General features: G+C 33.3%; 20 protein-coding genes. 9 read left to right on the top strand and 11 right to left on the bottom strand.

Translation table 11 applies throughout. The features are described 5' to 3' along the window. Positions 1-32 precede the first annotated feature (32 nt). Positions 33-566, top strand: coding sequence for a ribosome hibernation-promoting factor, HPF/YfiA family (gene hpf, locus ABZA65_RS00785; protein ID WP_373069577.1), 534 nt, complete (start codon positions 33-35; stop codon positions 564-566). Here hpf and recG read toward each other — a convergent pair. From recG to kdsA, 9 genes are all read right to left on the bottom strand, one after another. After that, positions 558-2,345: an ATP-dependent DNA helicase RecG gene (gene recG / locus ABZA65_RS00790; protein WP_373069579.1), complete on the bottom strand. Its 1,788-nt coding sequence runs from the start codon at positions 2,343-2,345 to the stop codon at positions 558-560. The two genes, hpf and recG, sit on opposite strands and share 9 nt — an antisense overlap. 67 nt (positions 2,346-2,412) lie before the next feature. Further along, on the bottom strand, positions 2,413-3,783 hold the full coding sequence (locus tag ABZA65_RS00795) for an alginate export family protein (protein WP_373069581.1): 1,371 nt from the start codon (positions 3,781-3,783) through the stop codon (positions 2,413-2,415). A 1-nt stretch (position 3,784) separates the two neighbouring features. Then, positions 3,785-4,180 (bottom strand): thioredoxin family protein, encoded by a 396-nt coding sequence (locus tag ABZA65_RS00800; protein ID WP_373069583.1) that lies wholly within the window; start codon positions 4,178-4,180, stop codon positions 3,785-3,787. 14 nt (positions 4,181-4,194) lie between these two features. Then, on the bottom strand, positions 4,195-5,433 hold the full coding sequence (locus ABZA65_RS00805; protein ID WP_373069585.1) for a M16 family metallopeptidase: 1,239 nt from the start codon (positions 5,431-5,433) through the stop codon (positions 4,195-4,197). Positions 5,434-5,479: 46 nt separating this feature from the next. Beyond that, positions 5,480-6,544 carry a dehypoxanthine futalosine cyclase gene (locus ABZA65_RS00810; RefSeq protein ID WP_373069587.1) on the bottom strand — a complete coding sequence of 355 codons (1,065 nt, stop codon included), beginning with the start codon at positions 6,542-6,544 and terminating at the stop codon, positions 5,480-5,482. Continuing rightward, on the bottom strand, positions 6,528-8,360 hold the full coding sequence (locus ABZA65_RS00815) for a multiheme c-type cytochrome (protein WP_373069589.1): 1,833 nt from the start codon (positions 8,358-8,360) through the stop codon (positions 6,528-6,530). Before ABZA65_RS00815 ends, ABZA65_RS00810 begins: the two co-directional genes overlap by 17 nt. Positions 8,361-8,366: 6 nt before the next feature. Continuing rightward, positions 8,367-8,765: a transcription antitermination factor NusB gene (nusB, locus tag ABZA65_RS00820; RefSeq protein ID WP_373069591.1), complete on the bottom strand. Its 399-nt coding sequence runs from the start codon at positions 8,763-8,765 to the stop codon at positions 8,367-8,369. Beyond that, positions 8,765-9,229 (bottom strand): 6,7-dimethyl-8-ribityllumazine synthase, encoded by a 465-nt coding sequence (gene ribE, locus ABZA65_RS00825; RefSeq protein WP_373069593.1) that lies wholly within the window; start codon positions 9,227-9,229, stop codon positions 8,765-8,767. Before ribE ends, nusB begins: the two co-directional genes overlap by 1 nt. A gap of 3 nt (positions 9,230-9,232) precedes the next feature. Further along, complete coding sequence (kdsA, locus tag ABZA65_RS00830) at positions 9,233-10,024, bottom strand: 3-deoxy-8-phosphooctulonate synthase (RefSeq protein ID WP_373069595.1); 792 nt, start codon at positions 10,022-10,024, stop codon at positions 9,233-9,235. A 98-nt stretch (positions 10,025-10,122) separates the two neighbouring features. Between kdsA and ABZA65_RS00835 the strand changes: the two genes are divergently transcribed. Beyond that, positions 10,123-11,406 carry a sensor histidine kinase gene (locus ABZA65_RS00835; RefSeq protein ID WP_373069597.1) on the top strand — a complete coding sequence of 428 codons (1,284 nt, stop codon included), beginning with the start codon at positions 10,123-10,125 and terminating at the stop codon, positions 11,404-11,406. On the opposite strand, the gene ABZA65_RS00840 is transcribed toward ABZA65_RS00835, so the two are convergent. After that, positions 11,399-12,286, bottom strand: a complete 888-nt coding sequence (locus tag ABZA65_RS00840; RefSeq protein ID WP_373069599.1) for a DMT family transporter — start codon at positions 12,284-12,286, stop codon at positions 11,399-11,401. The two genes, ABZA65_RS00835 and ABZA65_RS00840, sit on opposite strands and share 8 nt — an antisense overlap. A 42-nt stretch (positions 12,287-12,328) precedes the next feature. Here ABZA65_RS00840 and ABZA65_RS00845 point away from each other — a divergent pair, with 42 nt between their 5' ends. From ABZA65_RS00845 to ABZA65_RS00865, 5 genes are all read left to right on the top strand, one after another. Continuing rightward, entirely contained in the window at positions 12,329-13,144 is an 816-nt protein-coding gene (locus tag ABZA65_RS00845) for a universal stress protein (RefSeq protein WP_373069601.1), read from the top strand. A 6-nt stretch (positions 13,145-13,150) separates the two neighbouring features. Continuing rightward, positions 13,151-15,832 (top strand): cation-translocating P-type ATPase, encoded by a 2,682-nt coding sequence (locus ABZA65_RS00850; protein WP_373069603.1) that lies wholly within the window; start codon positions 13,151-13,153, stop codon positions 15,830-15,832. A 53-nt stretch (positions 15,833-15,885) separates the two neighbouring features. Beyond that, positions 15,886-16,638, top strand: coding sequence for a DnaJ domain-containing protein (locus tag ABZA65_RS00855; RefSeq protein WP_373069604.1), 753 nt, complete (start codon positions 15,886-15,888; stop codon positions 16,636-16,638). 76 nt (positions 16,639-16,714) lie between these two features. Further along, positions 16,715-17,122 carry a thioredoxin family protein gene (locus ABZA65_RS00860; RefSeq protein WP_373069606.1) on the top strand — a complete coding sequence of 136 codons (408 nt, stop codon included), beginning with the start codon at positions 16,715-16,717 and terminating at the stop codon, positions 17,120-17,122. Continuing rightward, positions 17,119-17,463: a hypothetical protein gene (locus ABZA65_RS00865; protein ID WP_373069608.1), complete on the top strand. Its 345-nt coding sequence runs from the start codon at positions 17,119-17,121 to the stop codon at positions 17,461-17,463. Before ABZA65_RS00860 ends, ABZA65_RS00865 begins: the two co-directional genes overlap by 4 nt. 16 nt (positions 17,464-17,479) lie before the next feature. Here ABZA65_RS00865 and ABZA65_RS00870 read toward each other — a convergent pair whose 3' ends face one another. Then, positions 17,480-17,926 carry a phosphoribosyltransferase gene (locus ABZA65_RS00870; protein ID WP_373069610.1) on the bottom strand — a complete coding sequence of 149 codons (447 nt, stop codon included), beginning with the start codon at positions 17,924-17,926 and terminating at the stop codon, positions 17,480-17,482. Between the two features lie 77 nt (positions 17,927-18,003). Here ABZA65_RS00870 and ABZA65_RS00875 point away from each other — a divergent pair, with 77 nt between their 5' ends. Both ABZA65_RS00875 and ABZA65_RS00880 read left to right on the top strand, forming a co-directional pair. Further along, the gene (locus ABZA65_RS00875) at positions 18,004-18,978 is read left to right on the top strand and encodes an LPP20 family lipoprotein (RefSeq protein WP_373069612.1); all 975 of its coding nucleotides are present in this window, start codon (positions 18,004-18,006) and stop codon (positions 18,976-18,978) included. Between the two features lie 80 nt (positions 18,979-19,058). Then, positions 19,059-19,649: an LPP20 family lipoprotein gene (locus tag ABZA65_RS00880; protein WP_373069614.1), complete on the top strand. Its 591-nt coding sequence runs from the start codon at positions 19,059-19,061 to the stop codon at positions 19,647-19,649.

Genomic DNA, 19,649 nt, shown 5'->3' on the forward strand with positions numbered 1-19,649 from the left:
AATTCGCGACTTAAAACTTAAAAAGGATTGATATGAATATCTCCCTAACTGGAAGACATTTAGAATTAACAGAGCCGATTAAAGCTCATATGACTTCATCTATAGAAACTCTTAACAAATACAATATGGGAATTACAAGTGTGAATGTTGTAGCATCTGCTCAAAGTAAAAAAGGTAAAGAACATTCAATGGTTGAGTTTGTTATCAGTATGGCTGGTAAAAACTCTGTTATCATAAAACAAAATGATGATGATCTTTACGCTGCTATCGATATGGCAATTGAGCGTGCTCAAAAAGCTCTTCGTCGTATGCACGATAAAGAAGTTGATCATCAAAAAGTTGGTCTAAATGAGATTAAAGCTGAAAACGTAGATGTTAAAGAGACTGCTGAAGCAATGGAAGACGAAATCGTTCCTGTTGAACTTGATCTTTACAAACCTCGTGAAGTTGAAGATGTATTAAACGATCTAAAAGAGGGAAACAAAATGTTTGAAATCTTTTTAGATAATGAAGATAAAACTCGCGTACTTTATAAAAGAAATGATGGAAAGTTCGGACTATATTAATAGTCCCCTTTTCACTTCACTAACTATTTTTTCATCCTCAGCTAAATCTATCCACTTGAACTGACTACCACTTTGATTAACACCCTTTAGTAGGTCACCACTTTTTCTATACTTTAGATCCATATTTGCAATATCAAAACCGCTACTGGTATAACAAAATTCATCTAATCTATCAGAAAATGAAGTGTTTGTATAAAGATAACAATACCCTTTAAGACCTGTCCTACTCACACGACCACGAAGCTGATGAAGAGTTGATAACCCTAGTCTCTCAGCACCTACAATAACAACTGAGCTAAGTTTTGGCAGAGATATACCAACTTCTACAACGGTTGTAGCTATTAAAATATTTCCATGTTTTGCAAAATCAAGTAGTACCTGTTCTTTATCTTTATCTTTTCCGTGAGTTACATATACATCGTCAAAATTTTTCTCCCAATATGAGCGTGCTTCATCGATACTCTGATATTCTAACATCTCACTCTGCTCAACTAATGGATATACTAAAAGGACTTGATTCCCTTTAGTTATTTCATCTTTTATATGTTCAAGAAGATCTTTAAAATCTTGTTTATGTATAACCTTGCTTGTAATATCTTTGTCAAACGGTGTAGAGGTGATCAAGCTTACATCTATATGTGCAGTTTCTATCATAGCTTGTGTACGAGGAATTGGCGTTGCAGAAAACTGTAAGTAATGTGGTTTTTTATCTCCGCTGCTTACTAATTTTTCTAACATATTCCTCTGCTGTGTTCCAAAACGATGCTGTTCATCTACCATTACCAAACTTGCTACTGGAAGTTCTCTGTATAAAAGTGCATGCGTACCTATGATCAGATCATATCCGTTTAAGTCTTCTTTTTTAGACTTGTTTGTAACAAGTGTTATTTTCATCATTGGCAAAAATTTTTTAGCTTCTTCATAAAGCTGATTTGCAAGTATTGTTGTAGGAGACATTAGAATAGACTTGTTTGGATAGTTCATGTATGCCGATGCTAGTATAACCATAGTTTTACCGCTTCCTACATCACCTACAATCATGCGCTTTGCAGCTACATTTTTTAAAAGATCATGTTTTATATCGTCAATAGCTTCTACTTGCTTTTGTGTAAGTTCAAACGGTAGTGTCTTAGCCCATTCTTCATAATCTTGTACAGATGAGCTAATAGCATTAAAATATCTCCTTTTAACACTTAACTTCTTCATATATGAGAAAAGCTCTGTATATTTTAAAGCATTTAAGCTAGCCTCGTCCAACTCTTTTTTTGGCATTGCAGTTGGAAAATGAAGTTTTATGATCTCTTCTGCTACTTTTTCTTTTAAACCTTCATCAACTAAACAATCAATTGTAAGATTATTCTGAATAAACCTTTGTAAGACATCACTACGTAGTTTAGACTTGTATTTTGGAGTTATAGATCCTACCTGCGAGATCTTTTTTGGCATAGTGATTGAGCATTTCCCCATTTTACAATCACACAATCCGTAAAAATAATTTCTCTCACCGATTTTAAACTGATGTATCATATACGGTTTTGGACGAAAAAGAACACCGTGGATAGTATGTCCAAAATTATGTGCATAAAAAGTGACTTGAATAGAATTTGGAGCACGATAGACAGACTCTACAGTAGCATCGATTACTTGCGATGTATGCTCTACTAAAGAGCTGTTTATTCGGTAGTCTTCATAAGATGAGGGGATAATTAAAGAGAGTTCAATAAATGAAGAGATACCTAGTTTTTTAAACTTTTCACTTTGCTCATTTGTTAACTTCATTTTTACTTCTTTTACATATGGATATCTATAATATTACTTTATTTCATAATATATAGTCAAAATTATTTCATTTTGACATATTTGTATTAAATTTATATGTAAATTGAAAAAACATTTTACTTGCATTATTGTTTGCTATATTGTTCTTTATAATAAAATCACCAGCTTTTAAATAAGATCCTATAGCCAAAATATCTAATGATTTGTCAACTTTGTACTTTAATACAAAATCATATTCATCACCTATATGTGTATAACTATTTAGACCTATATTTTTATATTTGTAATATGTCCAACTGTCATTTGCATTTGCTAAATTGAAGTGGTGATAAATGAACTCTGTAGAAAAATCTTTTAGTGGGTATAATGATATTGAAGCTTGAAGGTCTTTCATGTTTGACCATGCCATAGCATCAAGACGTCCATAATGTTCTCCATCGGTAGCACCAAACGGTGTTGAGAATGTTTGAGATGTATTATCATTAGAGTCTTTATCACCTGATGCATATACCCTTCCAAATGAAATCTTGGTTTTATAGTTGTTATCAAACATATAACCTGCTTTTAGAACATATCCATATGCTCTAATATCTATACTACCTTTTTTACCATGCTCTTTGGCAAATGTAGCATCATATATTAGTCCAGGTGTTTTTTTAAATGAACGAAGTCCGTAATAGTAGATATTTTCTTCATCTTTAACAATATGATGTAAGTTATTTCGCCATGCAAAGAATGGTTCTATATTAGTATACTTATACTCAAAATGGCTATATAGTCCTACACCTTGGAATCGATGTTTTTTTAATATACTAAAATCATCAGTCTCTTTAACTCTTACTTGACCGTACCATATATCAAAAAAATCATTATCATTTTTATAAGATAGGTGTGCAGCATCCCATAACCAACCTATGGTATTTCCCCAGTTTCCAGGTCCAAATATACGTTTATCACCATAACCCAACTGTTGACGACCAAGAGTAAAAGTTAACTCTTTTATTAAAACACCTCTTTTTTTCGCATAAGCCTCAAAGAGTTCTAAATGGTCATCATAGTAACTCATCATATATTCATCTGGAGTTCCTTGATTTATTATAAAATCATTAGGTTTTAAAGAAGAGTTATACCCGCGAGAATCATACATGTGGATCTTAAATTCATAATCTGGATATGGTATGTATTTAAATCCTGAAACTATCTGTTGAAGGTAAATATTATCATCTGGATCACCTATAAGTGATTGATCATTACCATAAGCTTTTTTATTAATTCCATTATATGAATCAATACGTCCACGGTATTTAAAACTAAACTCTAAATTATCATTAACACTATCTTCAGTTTTAGTGTTTGATAACTCTATAGCACTTAAGTTTGATGTTACAAGTATTACACACAAAATTTTTTTAATACGTGTAATATTAAAAACCTTCAATTTAATATTCCGTTACACCGGCTTTTAAAATTTTTAAAAAGAACAGTCCTGTTTTCCCGCCAATTAAACTTTCTTGAATCAAAGAATTATCATCTCTGACAAAGTGAAATACAGGTGTCATTTTTACCTGCATTTTTTTTGGTGCATCGTTTTTATGTATATTTACATACACAGGAATATAGTTCTCGTTAATATAACTATATATCATCTCATCTATAAATACATTCTCTTTCATAAACTCACAAGCACCACAGTCTTCTCTGTTCATAAATAGAAGCATCGGCTTTTTTTGTTTTTTAGATAATTTAACAGCTTCAGTATAAGTTTTTATCCACTTTATATTTTCCGATGCACTTACAGTTAGTGTCATTAATATAATTAAAATTATACTCTTCATATACTATAGCCCTTTTACTTCGTAACTATTGCAAAGCTAAGTTCAAGTATCTCTTTATGCTCTTTAATATATTTATTTAGCTCATCTAAACTTAACTCTTTGATCTTTTCCAGTTCTATTTCTGAATTGTCTAAAGGAAGACCCCTATAGTAGTGTTGAAAAGTTCTGCTGAGTCTTTGACTTAAAGTCTCAACTCTTAAAGGCTCACTTCCAAGTAAAAACTTCTTAGTTTGATCCAGTTCATCTTGTGTAACACCTTTTTTTACAAACTCTTTTATTACATTTTTTACTGTTTTTTTAGCATCATCCATCGATTCTATTTTTGTTTGAAGATAACCGCTAAAATATGAAGAAGATTTATTTACGTTTACTCTGGCATAAGCAGAATATGCAAGTCCTTTTTTTACTCTGATCTCTTCCATCAGACGGCTTCCAAAACCACCAGTACCCAATATAAAAGTAGCTACACGAGCTTTAAAATAATCATCATCGCTAACTTTCATATTATAAGGCGAACCAAAGTATACATAAGCTTGTTCAGTCTCTTTTTTTAGAATATTCTCATTAGCTTTATCTGTAACATTATATGTTTTCAGTTCAGACATCTTTCCTTCTGGCATTTTAGAAATTATATTTTTTAATTTTGTTTTTACATCGTTTAAAGCTATATCTCCGCCTACTACTACAATTAGTCTGCTGCTTACAATATGCTCTTTTAAAAAGCTTTTTATGTCTTTGAGATCTATAGATTTTACACTATCTATCGTTCCTGATGATGGATTAGCTAAAGGGGTATTTTTAAACATTATAGATTTCAACTCGTTTGATGCCACATAATCAAAATCATTTTGCTTTCTTGCCAATGCCCCAAGTCTAACCGTTTTTACTTTCTTTAGTGCATCGTTGCTCAAGTTTGGATCGCCTAAAAGCATATCAAAATACTTTAGTGCATCGTCAAACTCCTCTTTAATACTTCCAACTTCTATAACAAAAGTCTCTCGACCTGTTGTTGCAGAAATATGTATAGCTTTAGCTTCTAGTGCTTCTGCAAACTTAGATGAGCCTAATTTTTTAGTACCCTCACCCATCATAGATGCACTTAGTTTTGCAAGTCCCGCTTTATCATCGTCTTCTATACTTCCAGAGTTTTGAAAAACAAACTGCATGTTTACAAGCGGTAGTCTTTTGTCTTTTTCAAAAATTACCGGTATTTTAAGATCATCTACTTTTATATATTCTACTTTTGCTGCCATTAAAATTTGTCCTGTTAAAAAAAATAATACTAAGAGTTTTAACATCTTAAAATCTCTCTAAAATCTCATATGCCGTATTTCTAATTGCAGGATGTTCACCAACGTCACGAATCAGATGTATCATCTCATCTTTTGCCATTGCAAAACTTGCTCCTGCAGAACTTACAACATTCTCTTCCATCATAGTTGAACCAAGATCGTTTGCACCAAATTTTAATGCCAACTGACCAATATACGGCCCCTGAGTAACCCATGAACTTTGAATATTAGGGACATTATCAAGATATAATCTTGCAACTGCTAATAGTCTTAAGTAACGGTTTGATGATGGTTTTTCCATATCTGGGATCTGACGTAATAGTTCAGTATTTTTGCCTTGGAAACTCCACATAATAAATGCACGAAATCCGCCTGTTTCATCTTGAAGATTTCTAACCATATCTAAGTGATCAATTATATCTTCATCCGTCTCGACCGTACCATACATCATTGTAGCCGTACTCATAATACCAAGTTGATGAGCCTGGCGATGAATATCTATCCATACATCTGAATCTATCTTTTTAGGTGCGATAATATCACGAACCTTATCACTTAAAATCTCAGCTCCCGCTCCAGGAATAGATGCAAGCCCTTTAGCCTTCAAACGCTCCAGTACTTCTGTAACACTTATGCGTGACACACGTGCTATAAAGTCTATCTCGATTGATGAAAAACCGTGTATTGTAATAGTTGGATATTTTTTATGAATATGATCAACAAGATCTTCATACCACTCTATCTTTAACTTTGGATGAACTCCTCCTTGAAAAAGGATCTGAGTTCCACCTATTTCTAAAAGTTCATCTATCTTTTTATCTATCTCTTCAAAAGTTAGTACATAAGCATCTTCATCTTTTTCATGTCTGTAAAATGCACAAAATTTACAATCTACCCAACATATGTTAGTATAGTTAATATTTCTGTCAACTACAAATGTAGTTACACCCTTTGGATGCAACTCTTTTTTACGTGCAGTTGCCATTTTGCCCAACTCTTTTAAGTCGGCATTTCTTATTAAATCTAATGCTTCTTCTTTAGTCAATCTTTTCAAACTATTTCCAACCTTCATTTCTAGGGTTTACCGGTTTTTTCTTTATAAATTTAACATAAATAAAATACGTAATAATTAACAAGATTAAAGCCAGAACTATAAGCTGTGCCCACGCTCCAATATCTAAAATCTTTGATAGTATATAACTATGCATATTTTTATCTATATTTACCTCACTCATTTGTGAAACATGAACCATAGCAGAAACTGCCAAATTCCCATTTGGTATACTTTTGTGGCATGATACACACATACCTTTACGATCAAGCTTATTCAACTGTTCTTGGTTTAAAACAGATGCTAATTTAAAGTTGCTTTGAATATCTGTCAGTTTTGTATGGTTTTGTTTTAGTGAACCAAGTCCCATCCCCATAGCTTTATTTGAAACATGACAACTCTCACATGTACGTGCTTTTTCCGAAACACTATGAGGTTGAGCTGTTAAACTCATTTTTTCTTTTTGTATAACAGGACTTATTCTGCCCTCTCCATTTTGAGCTAAAACAGGTTCCTCCCATCTTACAAACTTATTTTTATGTTCATCAATATAATACTGAGGAGCCCATTTAGTATGACATGCATAGCACTCTAAAGCGTCTGTATGTTTATCTACATTATCCATAGCCGCTAAAGCTTTACTTGAGAGCTCTTTTTCTTTTTTTAACAGTTTAAGCGGTTTTAATTCTATATCTTTTCCATTAGCCAAATGCACGATAACAGTATTATCTTTTTTTACTACATTTGTTAGTGGATTTGCACGGGCACTAAGAAGATATCCATCAGCTTCTTCAGCCACATAGCCCTGTTTTAAATATTTTGCAACTTCTTTAGCAACACCCCTGCCCTTAGAATCTGATACAGTTGTATTAAACTCATCTGAAAAACCAAGAGGCAGTTCCCAAGGATATTTTTTTGTTGTTCCGTGACAATCTTGACATTCGATCTCAACTGCTGCCAGATTCTCATTTGTTTTATAACCGCTTCCGTGAAGATCGTTTGAAGTATGGCAATCCTGACAGCTCATCCCTTTTTTAAAGTGGATATCTTCTTGCAGCTTTATATGGTGTTTAGATTTTATATCCATCAAGCCCTGATACGACATAGCTGTAAATTTCTTAGATTTATGACACTTAACACAAGACTCTATTGCTACGCCTGTATAGTTGTGATCAGCTACATCAACTCTTACCTCACGAGAACTTTGTATCTTATGAGTCAGAAGATGATAAGGGTTCTTTTTAGAGATTCTAACATCATCCCCTTTATAAAGCCCATCTTCTGCAAAAGGTATATGACAAACCGCACACCCTTTACCTTTTGAGTAAGAAGACTTCTTATGCTTATACGGTTTTTCTTTAAAAGCATTTGGCTCTTTTTGTGAAAGAGTTTGCATATATTTTATATACTTTTCACTACCAATAATAGCATGTGAATTTGTAGAGCTGTTTGTCTCGTTAGAATCAACTTTAATACTCATCATCATTGAGCTATACTGAGCATTTACTTGATTTTTATGACACATTCCACAAGTATTTTTGTTTATCGAAGGATCTGTAGGTGATGGGTAAAAATCTTTAGGTCCGTCGTTGTTTTTAAAATATTTTACAGTCCCTTTATGACCATACTCTTTACTTTTGTTATACGGGTTTCCACCATGGCAAACTATACAATCATTACCTTTGTGACCGGCTTTGTCTGCGATTTTCAAAATCTCTTTCATCATGTCGGAGTTTCGATCGCGGATATCTTCTATCCCTTTATGACACACTACACATTCGTTTTCACCAAATGCTAGTGTGCTAAAAAAAATAAATAAAAAAACCAGTTTTTTCATAAAACTTTACTTGTCTTTGCTAATCGCGTCAAGGACACCGTTTATAAATTTTGGAGACTGTTCTGTTCCAAATGCTTTAGTAATCTCAACTGCTTCATTAATAACAACAGCAGAATCAAGATCACCAAAAAGGATCTCATAACCAGCTAAACGAAGAGTAGCTCTCTCAATTGAGCCTAAACGTTCAAAATCCCAGTCTTTAAGATGTTTTATAATAGATTCATCGATCTTTGGCAGGTTCTGCATAACACCGTCATACAGACTTAATGCAAAGTCCTTTTGTTTATTACGGATCTTTTTCTCTTCAAGTATCTCCGAAGTATGCTCAGCAATGTTTCCATTACCTAGATCATAAGCATAAAGCAGTGAAACCACTGCCATTCTAGCATGATGTCTTGTAGCCATTACATATTCTCATATAAATCAAGTAGTTCAATAACAGTAGTCATAGCTTCAAAACCTTTGTTACCAGCTTTTGTACCTGCACGCTCAATAGCCTGCTCAATTGTATCAGTAGTTAAAAGCCCGAACGATACCGGTTTTTGGTATTTTAAACTAACTGATGCAATCCCCTTAGTAGCTTCAGCAGATACATAATCAAAGTGTGGAGTAGCACCACGGATAACTGCACCAAGTGCACAAACCGCATCATACTTACCAGATGCTAAAAGCTTCTCAACTACCATCGGTAATTCAAATGCACCAGGAGCTAAAACGTGAGTAAGATCAGAGTCTTCACCACCGTGACGAGCAAATGCATCAGCAGCACCCTCAACTAATCTGTCAACTATAAAGTGATTCCATCTTGTACTTACGATCGCTATTTTTTTACCGCCGTTAATTCTTAACTTACCTTCAATTAAATTCATTCTCTATATCTCCTGTATTTTTTTAATTTTTGTTATTAAGTTTTCCAACTCATCAAGTTTTATCATATTTGGTCCATCACTGAGTGCAATGCTTGGGTCAAAGTGTGTCTCAAAAAAGAAACCGTCAACTCCAACTGCAGCTGCACCCTTAGCAAGGTATGGAACCATTGAAGAATCACCACCAGTTTTACCGTTTGCAGCTGTAGGCATCTGAACAGAATGTGTAGCATCAAATATAACCGGTGCGAATTCTCTCATAATAACAAGATTACGCATATCTACTACCATGTTTCCGTATCCAAAAGAGTTTCCGCGCTCACAAAGATAAAGCCCGTGTTTTTTAGAGTTCTCATATGTAGCTTCGTTGCATCCACGAGTTTGAAGTATCTTTAGTGCAGGATAAACCATTGCATCTGCACTTAAAAATTGCCCTTTTTTGATATTTATCTTTTTATCTGTTTCTGCACATGCAACAAGAAGATCAGTTTGGCGACATAAAAACGCAGGGATTTGAAGCATATCAACAACTTCAGCAACCTGAGCTACCTGAGTAGATTCATGAACGTCAGTTACAACTTTATATCCAAAATCATCTTTTACTTTTTGTAATATTCTCAAACCTTCATCGATTCCAAGTCCGCGAAAAGACTCTAAAGATGTACGGTTGGCTTTATCAAAACTTGCTTTGAAATAGAAGTCGATCGCATCATCGTTATGGTATTTTTCCAACTCTTTTGCGATTTTAAAAATATTCTCTTCACTCTCAATTACACAAGGTCCACTAAGTAATATCATATATAACCTTTTAAAATAAAAAGTGATTATATCATAATGCTTTTAAATAAAAGTTACTTTAGTTATAATGACGCAAAAAAGATATTTGGTCCAATAATATGTACAAGATTAGTAAAGCATTTTTTGACGACTTTTTAGTAAGCTATCATTCATTTAATAATGATGAACTGCTTTTAAAGTTTCAATATAAAGTATTAAATACAATACTCGTTCTAATGGGGATTTTTACTTTTTTAATCGCTACACTGAGTGTCTTTGACATTATGCCGCTTGGTATGCAGCAAACTATTGCCAACTATACACTCTCAGCTGTTTCTGTAATACTAATAATTTTACTTCGAGGTACAAAATCACGTTATCTTTATATTGCGTATGCAATGTACTTTGGTGCATACCTAGACTTTATATGTACGCTGATCTGTGTTCCAAATGATGAGTTTCGTCTTATATGGTTTTACCTACTGGTATTTGCAGCATATATAACAGGTGGAGTGTTTACAGGTAATATTGTAGCCGGTGTATCTTTAGCAACTATTCTAATAGTCAATCACTTTTATGGTCTAAACCTATCAGACGTAGCTATAAGTACATTCACTCTAAGTTTTATTATGGCAAGTCTTTTTTTCAGGTCCTATACAAAAAAAATAACTAACTTTGAAAAAGAGCTTATAAGCCAAAGACAACTAATGATCAGTCAATCACGTTTTGCAGCAATGGGTGAGATGCTTAGTATGATAGCCCACCAATGGAGACAACCTCTATCTACTACGACTCTTTTAATAGCCCAAGAGAGACTGAAACTAATGATGAGTGAAGAAAAAAACAATGATCACATTGAGATCTTAGATAAAATATCTGACACCATGGTTTATCTCTCTGACACGGTAGATGATTTTCAAACTTTTTTCAAGCCTGAAAAACTAAAACAAGATATAGAAATAGATGAACTTATTGGACGTGTACAGCATTTTATTCAACCAAGACTATCTACAACAGAAGTAAAATTACATATAATGCAATGTAAGTGCGGTGGAATTAATACATATGCTAACGAGCTTGTACAATCAATAATCAACATCCTAAACAATGCTATAGATGTTTTAATTGAGAGACATATATATAAACCAACTATATCTATCAATTTTGAAACTTTAGATGATAAAATTATCATACATATAGAAGATAACGGCGGTGGAATTGAGAAAGAAATAATAAATAAAATATACGAGCCGTATTTCAGTACAAAATCAAAAAATGGAACTGGCCTTGGTCTTTATATGTCTAAAATGATTATTGATCAACATATAAAAGGTTTGTTAAGTGTTAAAAACACTAAAGATGGTGCTAGATTCAGCATTATGTTACCTAAAAAAACTATTTAGCCCTTGCGACCAGTATACCTGCCAGTACTACAAGAATAATTCCCGTAGTTACCGATAAACTAGGCAGTGCATCCCCAAGCATAACTCCGACCATAATTGAGAATAAAATATTTGTATAACTTACAGCACCGACAATTCCCGCTTTTGTTTCACTATAAGCCTTGGTCATGAGCAGTTGTGAAATGGTAGCGAGAACTCCCATCGCTATAACATATACCCAAACTACTCCGCTTGGCATTACAAATTCACCCAACATAAAATCCAAACTAGGCATATATACAAATTCAGAAACTGCAAATAAAATTAGCGGACCAACTGTACCTACTCCCATAAATGAAAGCACTATAGCACGTGTATCGTAATGTTTTTTAAGCTCACGTATTGAAGTATATGCAAGTGCTGCACCTATTCCGCTAAAAAGACCAAGTGCATCATACTTTGTAAAGCCTATATTTGTAGGTTCTGTTATAAAAACAATACCGATAAATCCAATAAAAATAGCAAACCATGCTTTTTTACTCAAATGTTCAGATAAAAAAAGCCAAGCAAAAATAGCAGTAAAAATAGGTGAAGTCTTAGACCATGTCATAGCATCTCCCAAAGGGATATGTGCTATATTATAAAAAAAACCAAGAAGTGCTAAAAAACCCATCATTCCACGAAATAAAAGTAAAAATGGCTTTCCACCTTCACTTTGAAGCGGGCTTTTATATATTGCATAAGCTATAATCGCTACACCAAAAACATTTCTAAAAAATACAACTTCTAATGATGGCATATGATCAGATGCAAGTTTTGCAAAAGCACCCATTATTGCAAATGTAAATGAGGCGATCAGCATATACTGAACACCTTTGTTTAGCTCTTTAATTCTTTTCATAAATCGAATTGTACTATAATAATATCTTCCAAGGAGTTTATTATGAAAGTTGTAGCTTCACTAAATGGCAGTATAACTTCTGAAAGCATGGCATTTTATGCACTTAAATATGCTCAAGCTCAGGACTTTACATTAGTATTATTTCATGTTGAAAATAGAAAAGATGATATAGAAGATGTTAAAGCAAGTATAGAACGTATATCAACGATTGCTGTATCTGAAAACATTAAAGTTGAAACAGTTATACTAAGTAAATTTTCCAAAAAAAATATAAAAAATTATTTGCTAGATATTAATGCTGATACGATCTTTTGCTCAACCAGAAAACATACAAAATTTATAAAAAATTCATTTAGTGAACTACTTATAAAAATGAACCTCAACATAGATATAGCCGTAGTTAGAATTGTGCACATAAACAATATTTTAGAATCAGGAAATATTTTTCTATCTATAAAAGAGGATAAACTATCTGTAAAAAAATTCACTTTTTTCTCAATACTTTCTTCAGCTTACAAAGCAAAAGGTGAGATATACTCTGTAACCAAAATATCTAAATTCAGACTTGCTGCAATCGGTATACATGAAACCAGAGAAAGACTCTCAGCCATAAACTACAACCTAAGGCACTACAAAAAACTATCAAACTTTATGCCATTTAGCCTAAATATAAAACATGACTTTACATTTAATGAGACACAAAGTATTTTAAGTCAAGTTGCAAAATCAGATGTCGATCTGCTCATTATAGGAGCCAGACGCCTATCTGTCAGAACATTATTTTCAAAAGAATTGCCAATAGAGAGACTTATGCGTGAGGCTTCAGTAAATACTATAGCCTACTACACAAAAGAGTAGTTGAAAATGAAATCTTTTCAATTGAATAAAACCGATCTATTAGATAAATACCATACATCCGAGAGTGGCTTAAGTGAAGCAGATGCTAAGCGCAGGTTGAATGATTTTGGAGCAAATGAGATTGGTACTAAAGAGAAAAAAAGCTACTTAAAAGAGTATCTAAAACAATATGTTCAGTTTTTTGCAATATTGCTTGAAGTTGCAGCCGTTTTAGCCTTTATTGCTGATAGTTTCGTTCCTAACGAAGGCAATGATATATTAGCATATGCGATAATCGCTGCCGTTATTATAAATGCAACTTTTACTTTTTGGCAGGAATACAAAGCCGACAAAGCTATGGAGGCCTTACTTAAACTTATGCCTACCATAGTCACAATTGTACGAGATGGAGAAAATAAAAGTATAGATGCTAAAGGTCTGGTTCCAGGTGACATAATTATCCTTGAAGAGGGAGACAAGGTTGCCGCAGATGCAGTTATATTAGAGTGTGAAGAGTTTTATATAAATACCTCAGCCCTAAACGGTGAATCAAGACCATCTAAACGTGAACAAAACTACGACAATAAAACTACTAGATCTTTGGATGCCAAAAACATGGTGTATGCAGGGACTTCCGTTGTCTCTGGTAATGGTGTAGCTGTGGTTGTCTCAACAGGTGATTCTACAGAGTTTGGGAAAATTGCTACTCTAACTACAAATATACAAAAAACTCTAACCCCTATGCAAAAAGAGGTTATACACATCACCCATATACTCACACTGATCGCTCTAGCAATGGGTTGTGTATTTTTTGTACTTGGTATGTTTTCTAATCAGAGCTTTTTAATAGCTGCTATTTTTGCCCTTTCACTTATCGTTGCCAATGTACCCGAGGGTCTTCTTCCTACAATTACACTCTCTCTATCACTTGCAAGCCAGCGCATGGCAAAACGAAACGCACTTATAAAAAACCTCGATTCTGTTCAGACTTTGGGGAGTGTAACCATAATATGTACAGATAAAACGGGTACGCTTACACAAAATGAGATGAGTTTAAAAAATATCCTTTTGAGCTCAGGCGAGAATATATCTGTAAGTGGTGAGGGGTATATATCTCAGGGTGAATTTAGCTCACAAGAGTCTAATCAAACTACAGATCAACGTTTGGATGAGCTTTTAATTGCAGGCAGGCTAAACTCTCGTGCAACAATTGAAGGTAATGAAGTTTTTGGAGATCCAACAGAGTTAGCAATTGTAAGTGCAGCAAATAAAAGAAAACTTGATATAAGTGGCTTTACAAAAACACAGGAGATTCCTTTTAGCTCTGAGAGGAAGATGATGTCTTCGATCTATGAAAACTCTTCTGGGCAAACAATTTACTCAAAGGGTGCGGTTGAAGTTATATTTGAAAAGTCTGATAAATATATAGATAAAAATGGAGAGATCAAAAATTTTGACGAAAATACAAAAAAAGAGATGCTTCGCGGTGCTGAAGATTACGAAAATCAAGCCTTTAGAGTACTCGCTATTGCCAAAGGTTTAGATTCTAAAGAGGAAGGTTTAATATTTTTAGGTCTTGTCGCAATTATGGATATGCCAAGAGCTGAAGTGAAAGATGCAATAGCACGGTGTAGCTCTGCAGGTATACGTACCATGATGATCACAGGTGATAATGACAGGACAGCTCAGGCAATAGCCAAAAAAATAGGTCTACCTTATGACAGTGTATTAACTGGAAAAGAGCTTGCTGAGTTAGATGAAGAGGAGTTGGAGATTTCTCTCAAAGAGAACAATATACTCTTTGCAAGAATGACAAGTTTTCAAAAACTTCGAATTGCACAAGCATTGCAAAAAAATGGTGACGTTGTTGCAATGACTGGTGATGGTGTAAATGATGCACCTGCACTAAAACGTGCAGATATTGGTATAGCTATGGGAGCAGGTGGTACAGATGTAGCAAAGGAATCTGCGGATATGATCCTTTTGGATAACAACTTCAAATCTATTGTCTCAGCTATTGAGGAAGGAAGGACTGTATATTTTAATATTAAAAAATTCGTAACATACATCTTATCTTCAAATGTTCCTGAGATTGTTCCATATATACTGCAGTTCTTTTTTAAGATCCCTCTACCGCTCTCAGTAATACAAATATTATCAATAGATCTTGGTTCAGATATGCTTCCCGGTCTTGCACTTGGAAGTGAAAAGCCGGAAAAAAATATTATGAAGCGCCCGCCAATTAGATCAGATGAAAAGATATTGGACTGGGAAGTTTTTAAACGTGGTTACTTCTTTATAGGTGTTATTGAAGCGACTGCCGCAATGGTGGCTTTTATCAGTTTCTTGCTTCTTCACGGCTGGGAATACGGCACAGTTAATCTGAATGATCCTGTACTTCATTCCCAAGCTATGACTATGACACTTCTCGGTGCTATTAGTTGTCAGCTGGTAAATGTGTGGACTATGCGAAGTTGGGAATTCTCAGCGTGGAGTATAGGTTTTACAACTAATAAACTGCTTATAGGTGCAATGGTATTGGAGTTTTTTTGGATCTGGATGCTTCTAGGGTTAGAGAGTGTTCAAAAGATATTTCACACGGCATATATACCGCTTAGCGAGCTGTGGATACTACTGCCTTTTCCAATAATACTTTTTGTATCTCACGAGTACTATAAATACAGAAAAAGAAAAAATATTAAGCAGTAGTTTGTCGTTAAATTTTTTCATATATACTTCTAGAAAAATATATAAGGTGTATTATGGGTAATATAATCGTACTAGCTATCTTAGGGGCTGTTTTTTACTACATTTTTAAATCATATTCTAGATATACGGCTTATTCTCAAGAAGCTTTTAAAAATTTCTCTGTTTCATATGAATCAATCAAACAAAGTGACCTTGGTCTTTTTGTGGCACTTGTTGCAAAGGTAGCCAAGGCTGATGGTAAAGTTGATTCACTTGAAGCTGAACTGGTAGGAATAATGTTTGATGATATATCTTCGGTTTTTCCTGAACCTGAAAAAACTAGAGACATACTAAAGCGTATATTCTCAGAAGAGAAAGACAAACTTAATGATCTTGAAGATATAGCTTATAAACTTGGTCAGGCTATAAAGAGAGATCGTGCAAAACAGCATCAATTTATGGGCTTTTTAATCCAGCTCGCATTTGTAGACGGTGAAGTTAGTAAAAATGAAGACGCAGTTCTTCAAACAATAGCACAAGCTTTAGAGTTTGATCCAAATTCTTATCATGCTATTTTTGATCAGTTTGAGCAGATGATCAAAAATTTACATCCTAAAGAGAACATAGAAGATGCCTATAAAATCTTAGGTGTAAACGAGAGTGATGATATGGCTACGATCAAAAAAGCATATAGAAAGCTGATACGTGAGTACCATCCTGATATTATCAAGTCCCAAGGTAAAGGTGATGAATATATGAAAGAAGCTACTGAAAAAACACAAGAGATCAATCAAGCATATGAGCTTATAAAATCTAAAAGAAAATAAATAAAACATAAAAAAAGTTTATATTAAACTAAATTTCGTTAACCTGCACTTATCATTTTTTTGATAAAGGCAGATTATGAAACTTCTAATACTTACATTTCTTCTAAGTATTTCACTTTTAGCAAACTCAATAGAGTGGCAGAACAACTACAAAACAGCACTAGAGAGTGCAAAAAAAGAGAACAAACTTCTTTTTGTTTTTATAACTTCTAAAAACTGTAAGTTCTGCAAAAAACTAAAAGAGACTACACTTAAAAATAAAGATATTGTAAATAAGATCAACAAAGACTACATCTCAGTAATAGTTATGAAAGATAAAGACTATTTTCCTAGTAAACTTAATGCAAAAGCTACTCCTATGATCTACTTTTTGGATAAAGATGAAAACATTATAGATTATTCACTAGGATACTGGGATGTGGTTGATTTTAACTTTATTTTAAAAGATGTTAAAAAAAGATTAGACAAAAGGAAAAAACAATGAAAAAGCTACTTTTAATCGTTGCGCTAATTATATCAAGTCAGAGTTTATATGCTTATAATTCTAAAGGTATGAAAGTATATAAAAAAGTTTGTATATCTTGTCACGGTAGTCCGTTCCGCGGTGCTAAAATGCACACAATATATGAATGGGAAGGAATCTTTGATGAATCAAAAACACCGTTTAAAACACTTCATAAAGATGAACCTGATGCCCTTAAAGAACTAGATACAGGATACTTAACAAAAAAAAGAGTTAAATCTCTTCAAAAGTTTCTAATTGGAAATGCTAAAGATGCAGGTGCTGTGCCAGGATGTGACGGGAATTACTGCGGCGGTTATTAAACCATTAAGAGAAGACTTAATCCTTAAAGTCTTTCTCCCAAAAAAACTCTATCCACTCATTAGCTTCATTAACCCAGAAATCGGGTTTATAGATAGATGTTTTTTTATAAAAAAGTGTAGCTGATTTAAACTCTATATTTGAGTTTTTACTTTTTAATTCTTTCATAACAGCATCAAGCGTATCTCCACTGTCAGATATATCATCAACTACTATCACTCTTTTCACTGACTCAAAAAATTCACAGTTATTATATACACTTATTGAATCTCTTTTTTGTGTATCATCATAAAGTTCAGTTCTAAGGGAATGAACTTCTCTGATATCCAAACCTTCAGCCATACAATGTGCTATAGTTAAGCCTCCACGAGCTATAGCTACTATTGCATCAGGTTTAAAATCTGTTGCTTGTTTAATAAGTTTTTTTGTATCTTCTCTAAAATTTTCGTATCCATAATATTTCATAATACGAATTATACACATCAAGTATTATTTAAAACTTTTAAGATAGAATTTGATATAAAAATAGAACAGGGGATAATATGTTTAAATACATAATAATGGCGATAACTATAGCTATATTCACAGCATGTTCAGCACCAAAACCAAGACATGCACCAAGCTGGTATACTTCAAAACCTAAAGACTTTAAATACTTTTACGCTGTAGGCTCAGGAAATACCGTTACTCATGCAAAGAACAAAGCTATTGCAAATATGAGAAATGAAATTATAGAAGAACTCGACTCATCTTTTAGCAACAAAACCAGTAAGATAAAAGTTAATGACCAAGAACTTATATCTCAAATATTAAAAGAAAACGAACACTTGATTAACACTATGTCTCTAGCAGACATTAAAATTGATAAAAAAGCCAATTTCAATAATCTAGAATTGGTACTGCTAAAACTTCCTAGAAAATCTGTTTTTGAAAAATTCAATATGATCTCGAACAAAAGGCTAAAAAGTTCAAAAGAAAATTATGCACTTATGGGCGATAAAGATCCTTGGATTAAAAAATTCAGTGTTTTATACAATGGGATGAAAGATTTTCCTAAACTAGCTTCTATCGTTCAAGCTAAACATATTACCCTAAGTACAAGCAATAATGATGAAATAAACTATTTAAACAATTTACAAGATGAATATATAGATTTAAAAGAACAAATTAGTATATACGTATTACCTGACATAAACTCAAGAATATATGTAAAGAATGTTAAAGATGCACTCTTAGAAACAGGCTTAGAACTAAGCTCTAAACCAAAAAGTGAAAAATCTTTGAGACTTTTAATAACATCAACAACTGAAAATGTTCAAGAGTATGGTTTTAACAGATCAAAATCTCTTGTAAAGTATTCTACATATGATTTAAACAAAAAAAGAGTAGCTTTCAGACAGCATACATTTTCTGCAAAATCCAGAAAAAACTATTCAGATGCAAAGGCTCAAACGGCTGTTCATCAAAAGAGTAAGATCAAAAAACTAGGTATTTTTGACTTTATTGGAGTTAAATAAAAAAAATAATATTTAATAATATTTATTTAAGACTGATGAGAGTATAATTTTTTAAACTTAAAAATATAAAGGGAGATCGTATGATCAAATCAATTACTTCAATGGCTTTAGCAGGTTTAGTTGCTGCGACAATTACAGGATGTGGAGGTGCTGCTCCAGCTCCGGAAGAAGAAACAGTAGATGACAGATGTCGTACAAAAGGTGGACAACTAGCTCCTGAATGGGTTTGTACTCAGTTTATAGAAGGTGCAGAGTATGCAGCTGTTGGTATCGGAAATTCAAAAATGGAATCTATGAGAAGAAAAAAAGCTGAAGCTAATGGTCGTCAAAATTTAGCTCACCAAATCGAGACAAAAGTTAAATCTAAAGTTGAAGATTTTATGAGATCTACTGGTAACGGTGATTCTGAAACTATAGATGCTGTTACAACTAGTGTTACAAAACAAACTGCAAAAGTTACTTTAACTGGTTCTAGAATAGTTAAACAATGGTCTGCAAAAGATGGAAACTTATATGTACTAGTAGCTGTGTCTCCAGAGTCAGAAAAAGCTATTAACAAACAAGCTCAAGAAACTGTTAAAACTAGCTTCAAAAATGATGAAGCACTATGGCAACAATTTCAAGCTAAAAATGCTTTAGATGAGTTAGAAAAAGAATTCCCAGCTGAATAA

The sequence above is a fragment of the Sulfurimonas sp. genome (assembly GCF_041583195.1).
Taxonomy (GTDB): domain Bacteria; phylum Campylobacterota; class Campylobacteria; order Campylobacterales; family Sulfurimonadaceae; genus Sulfurimonas.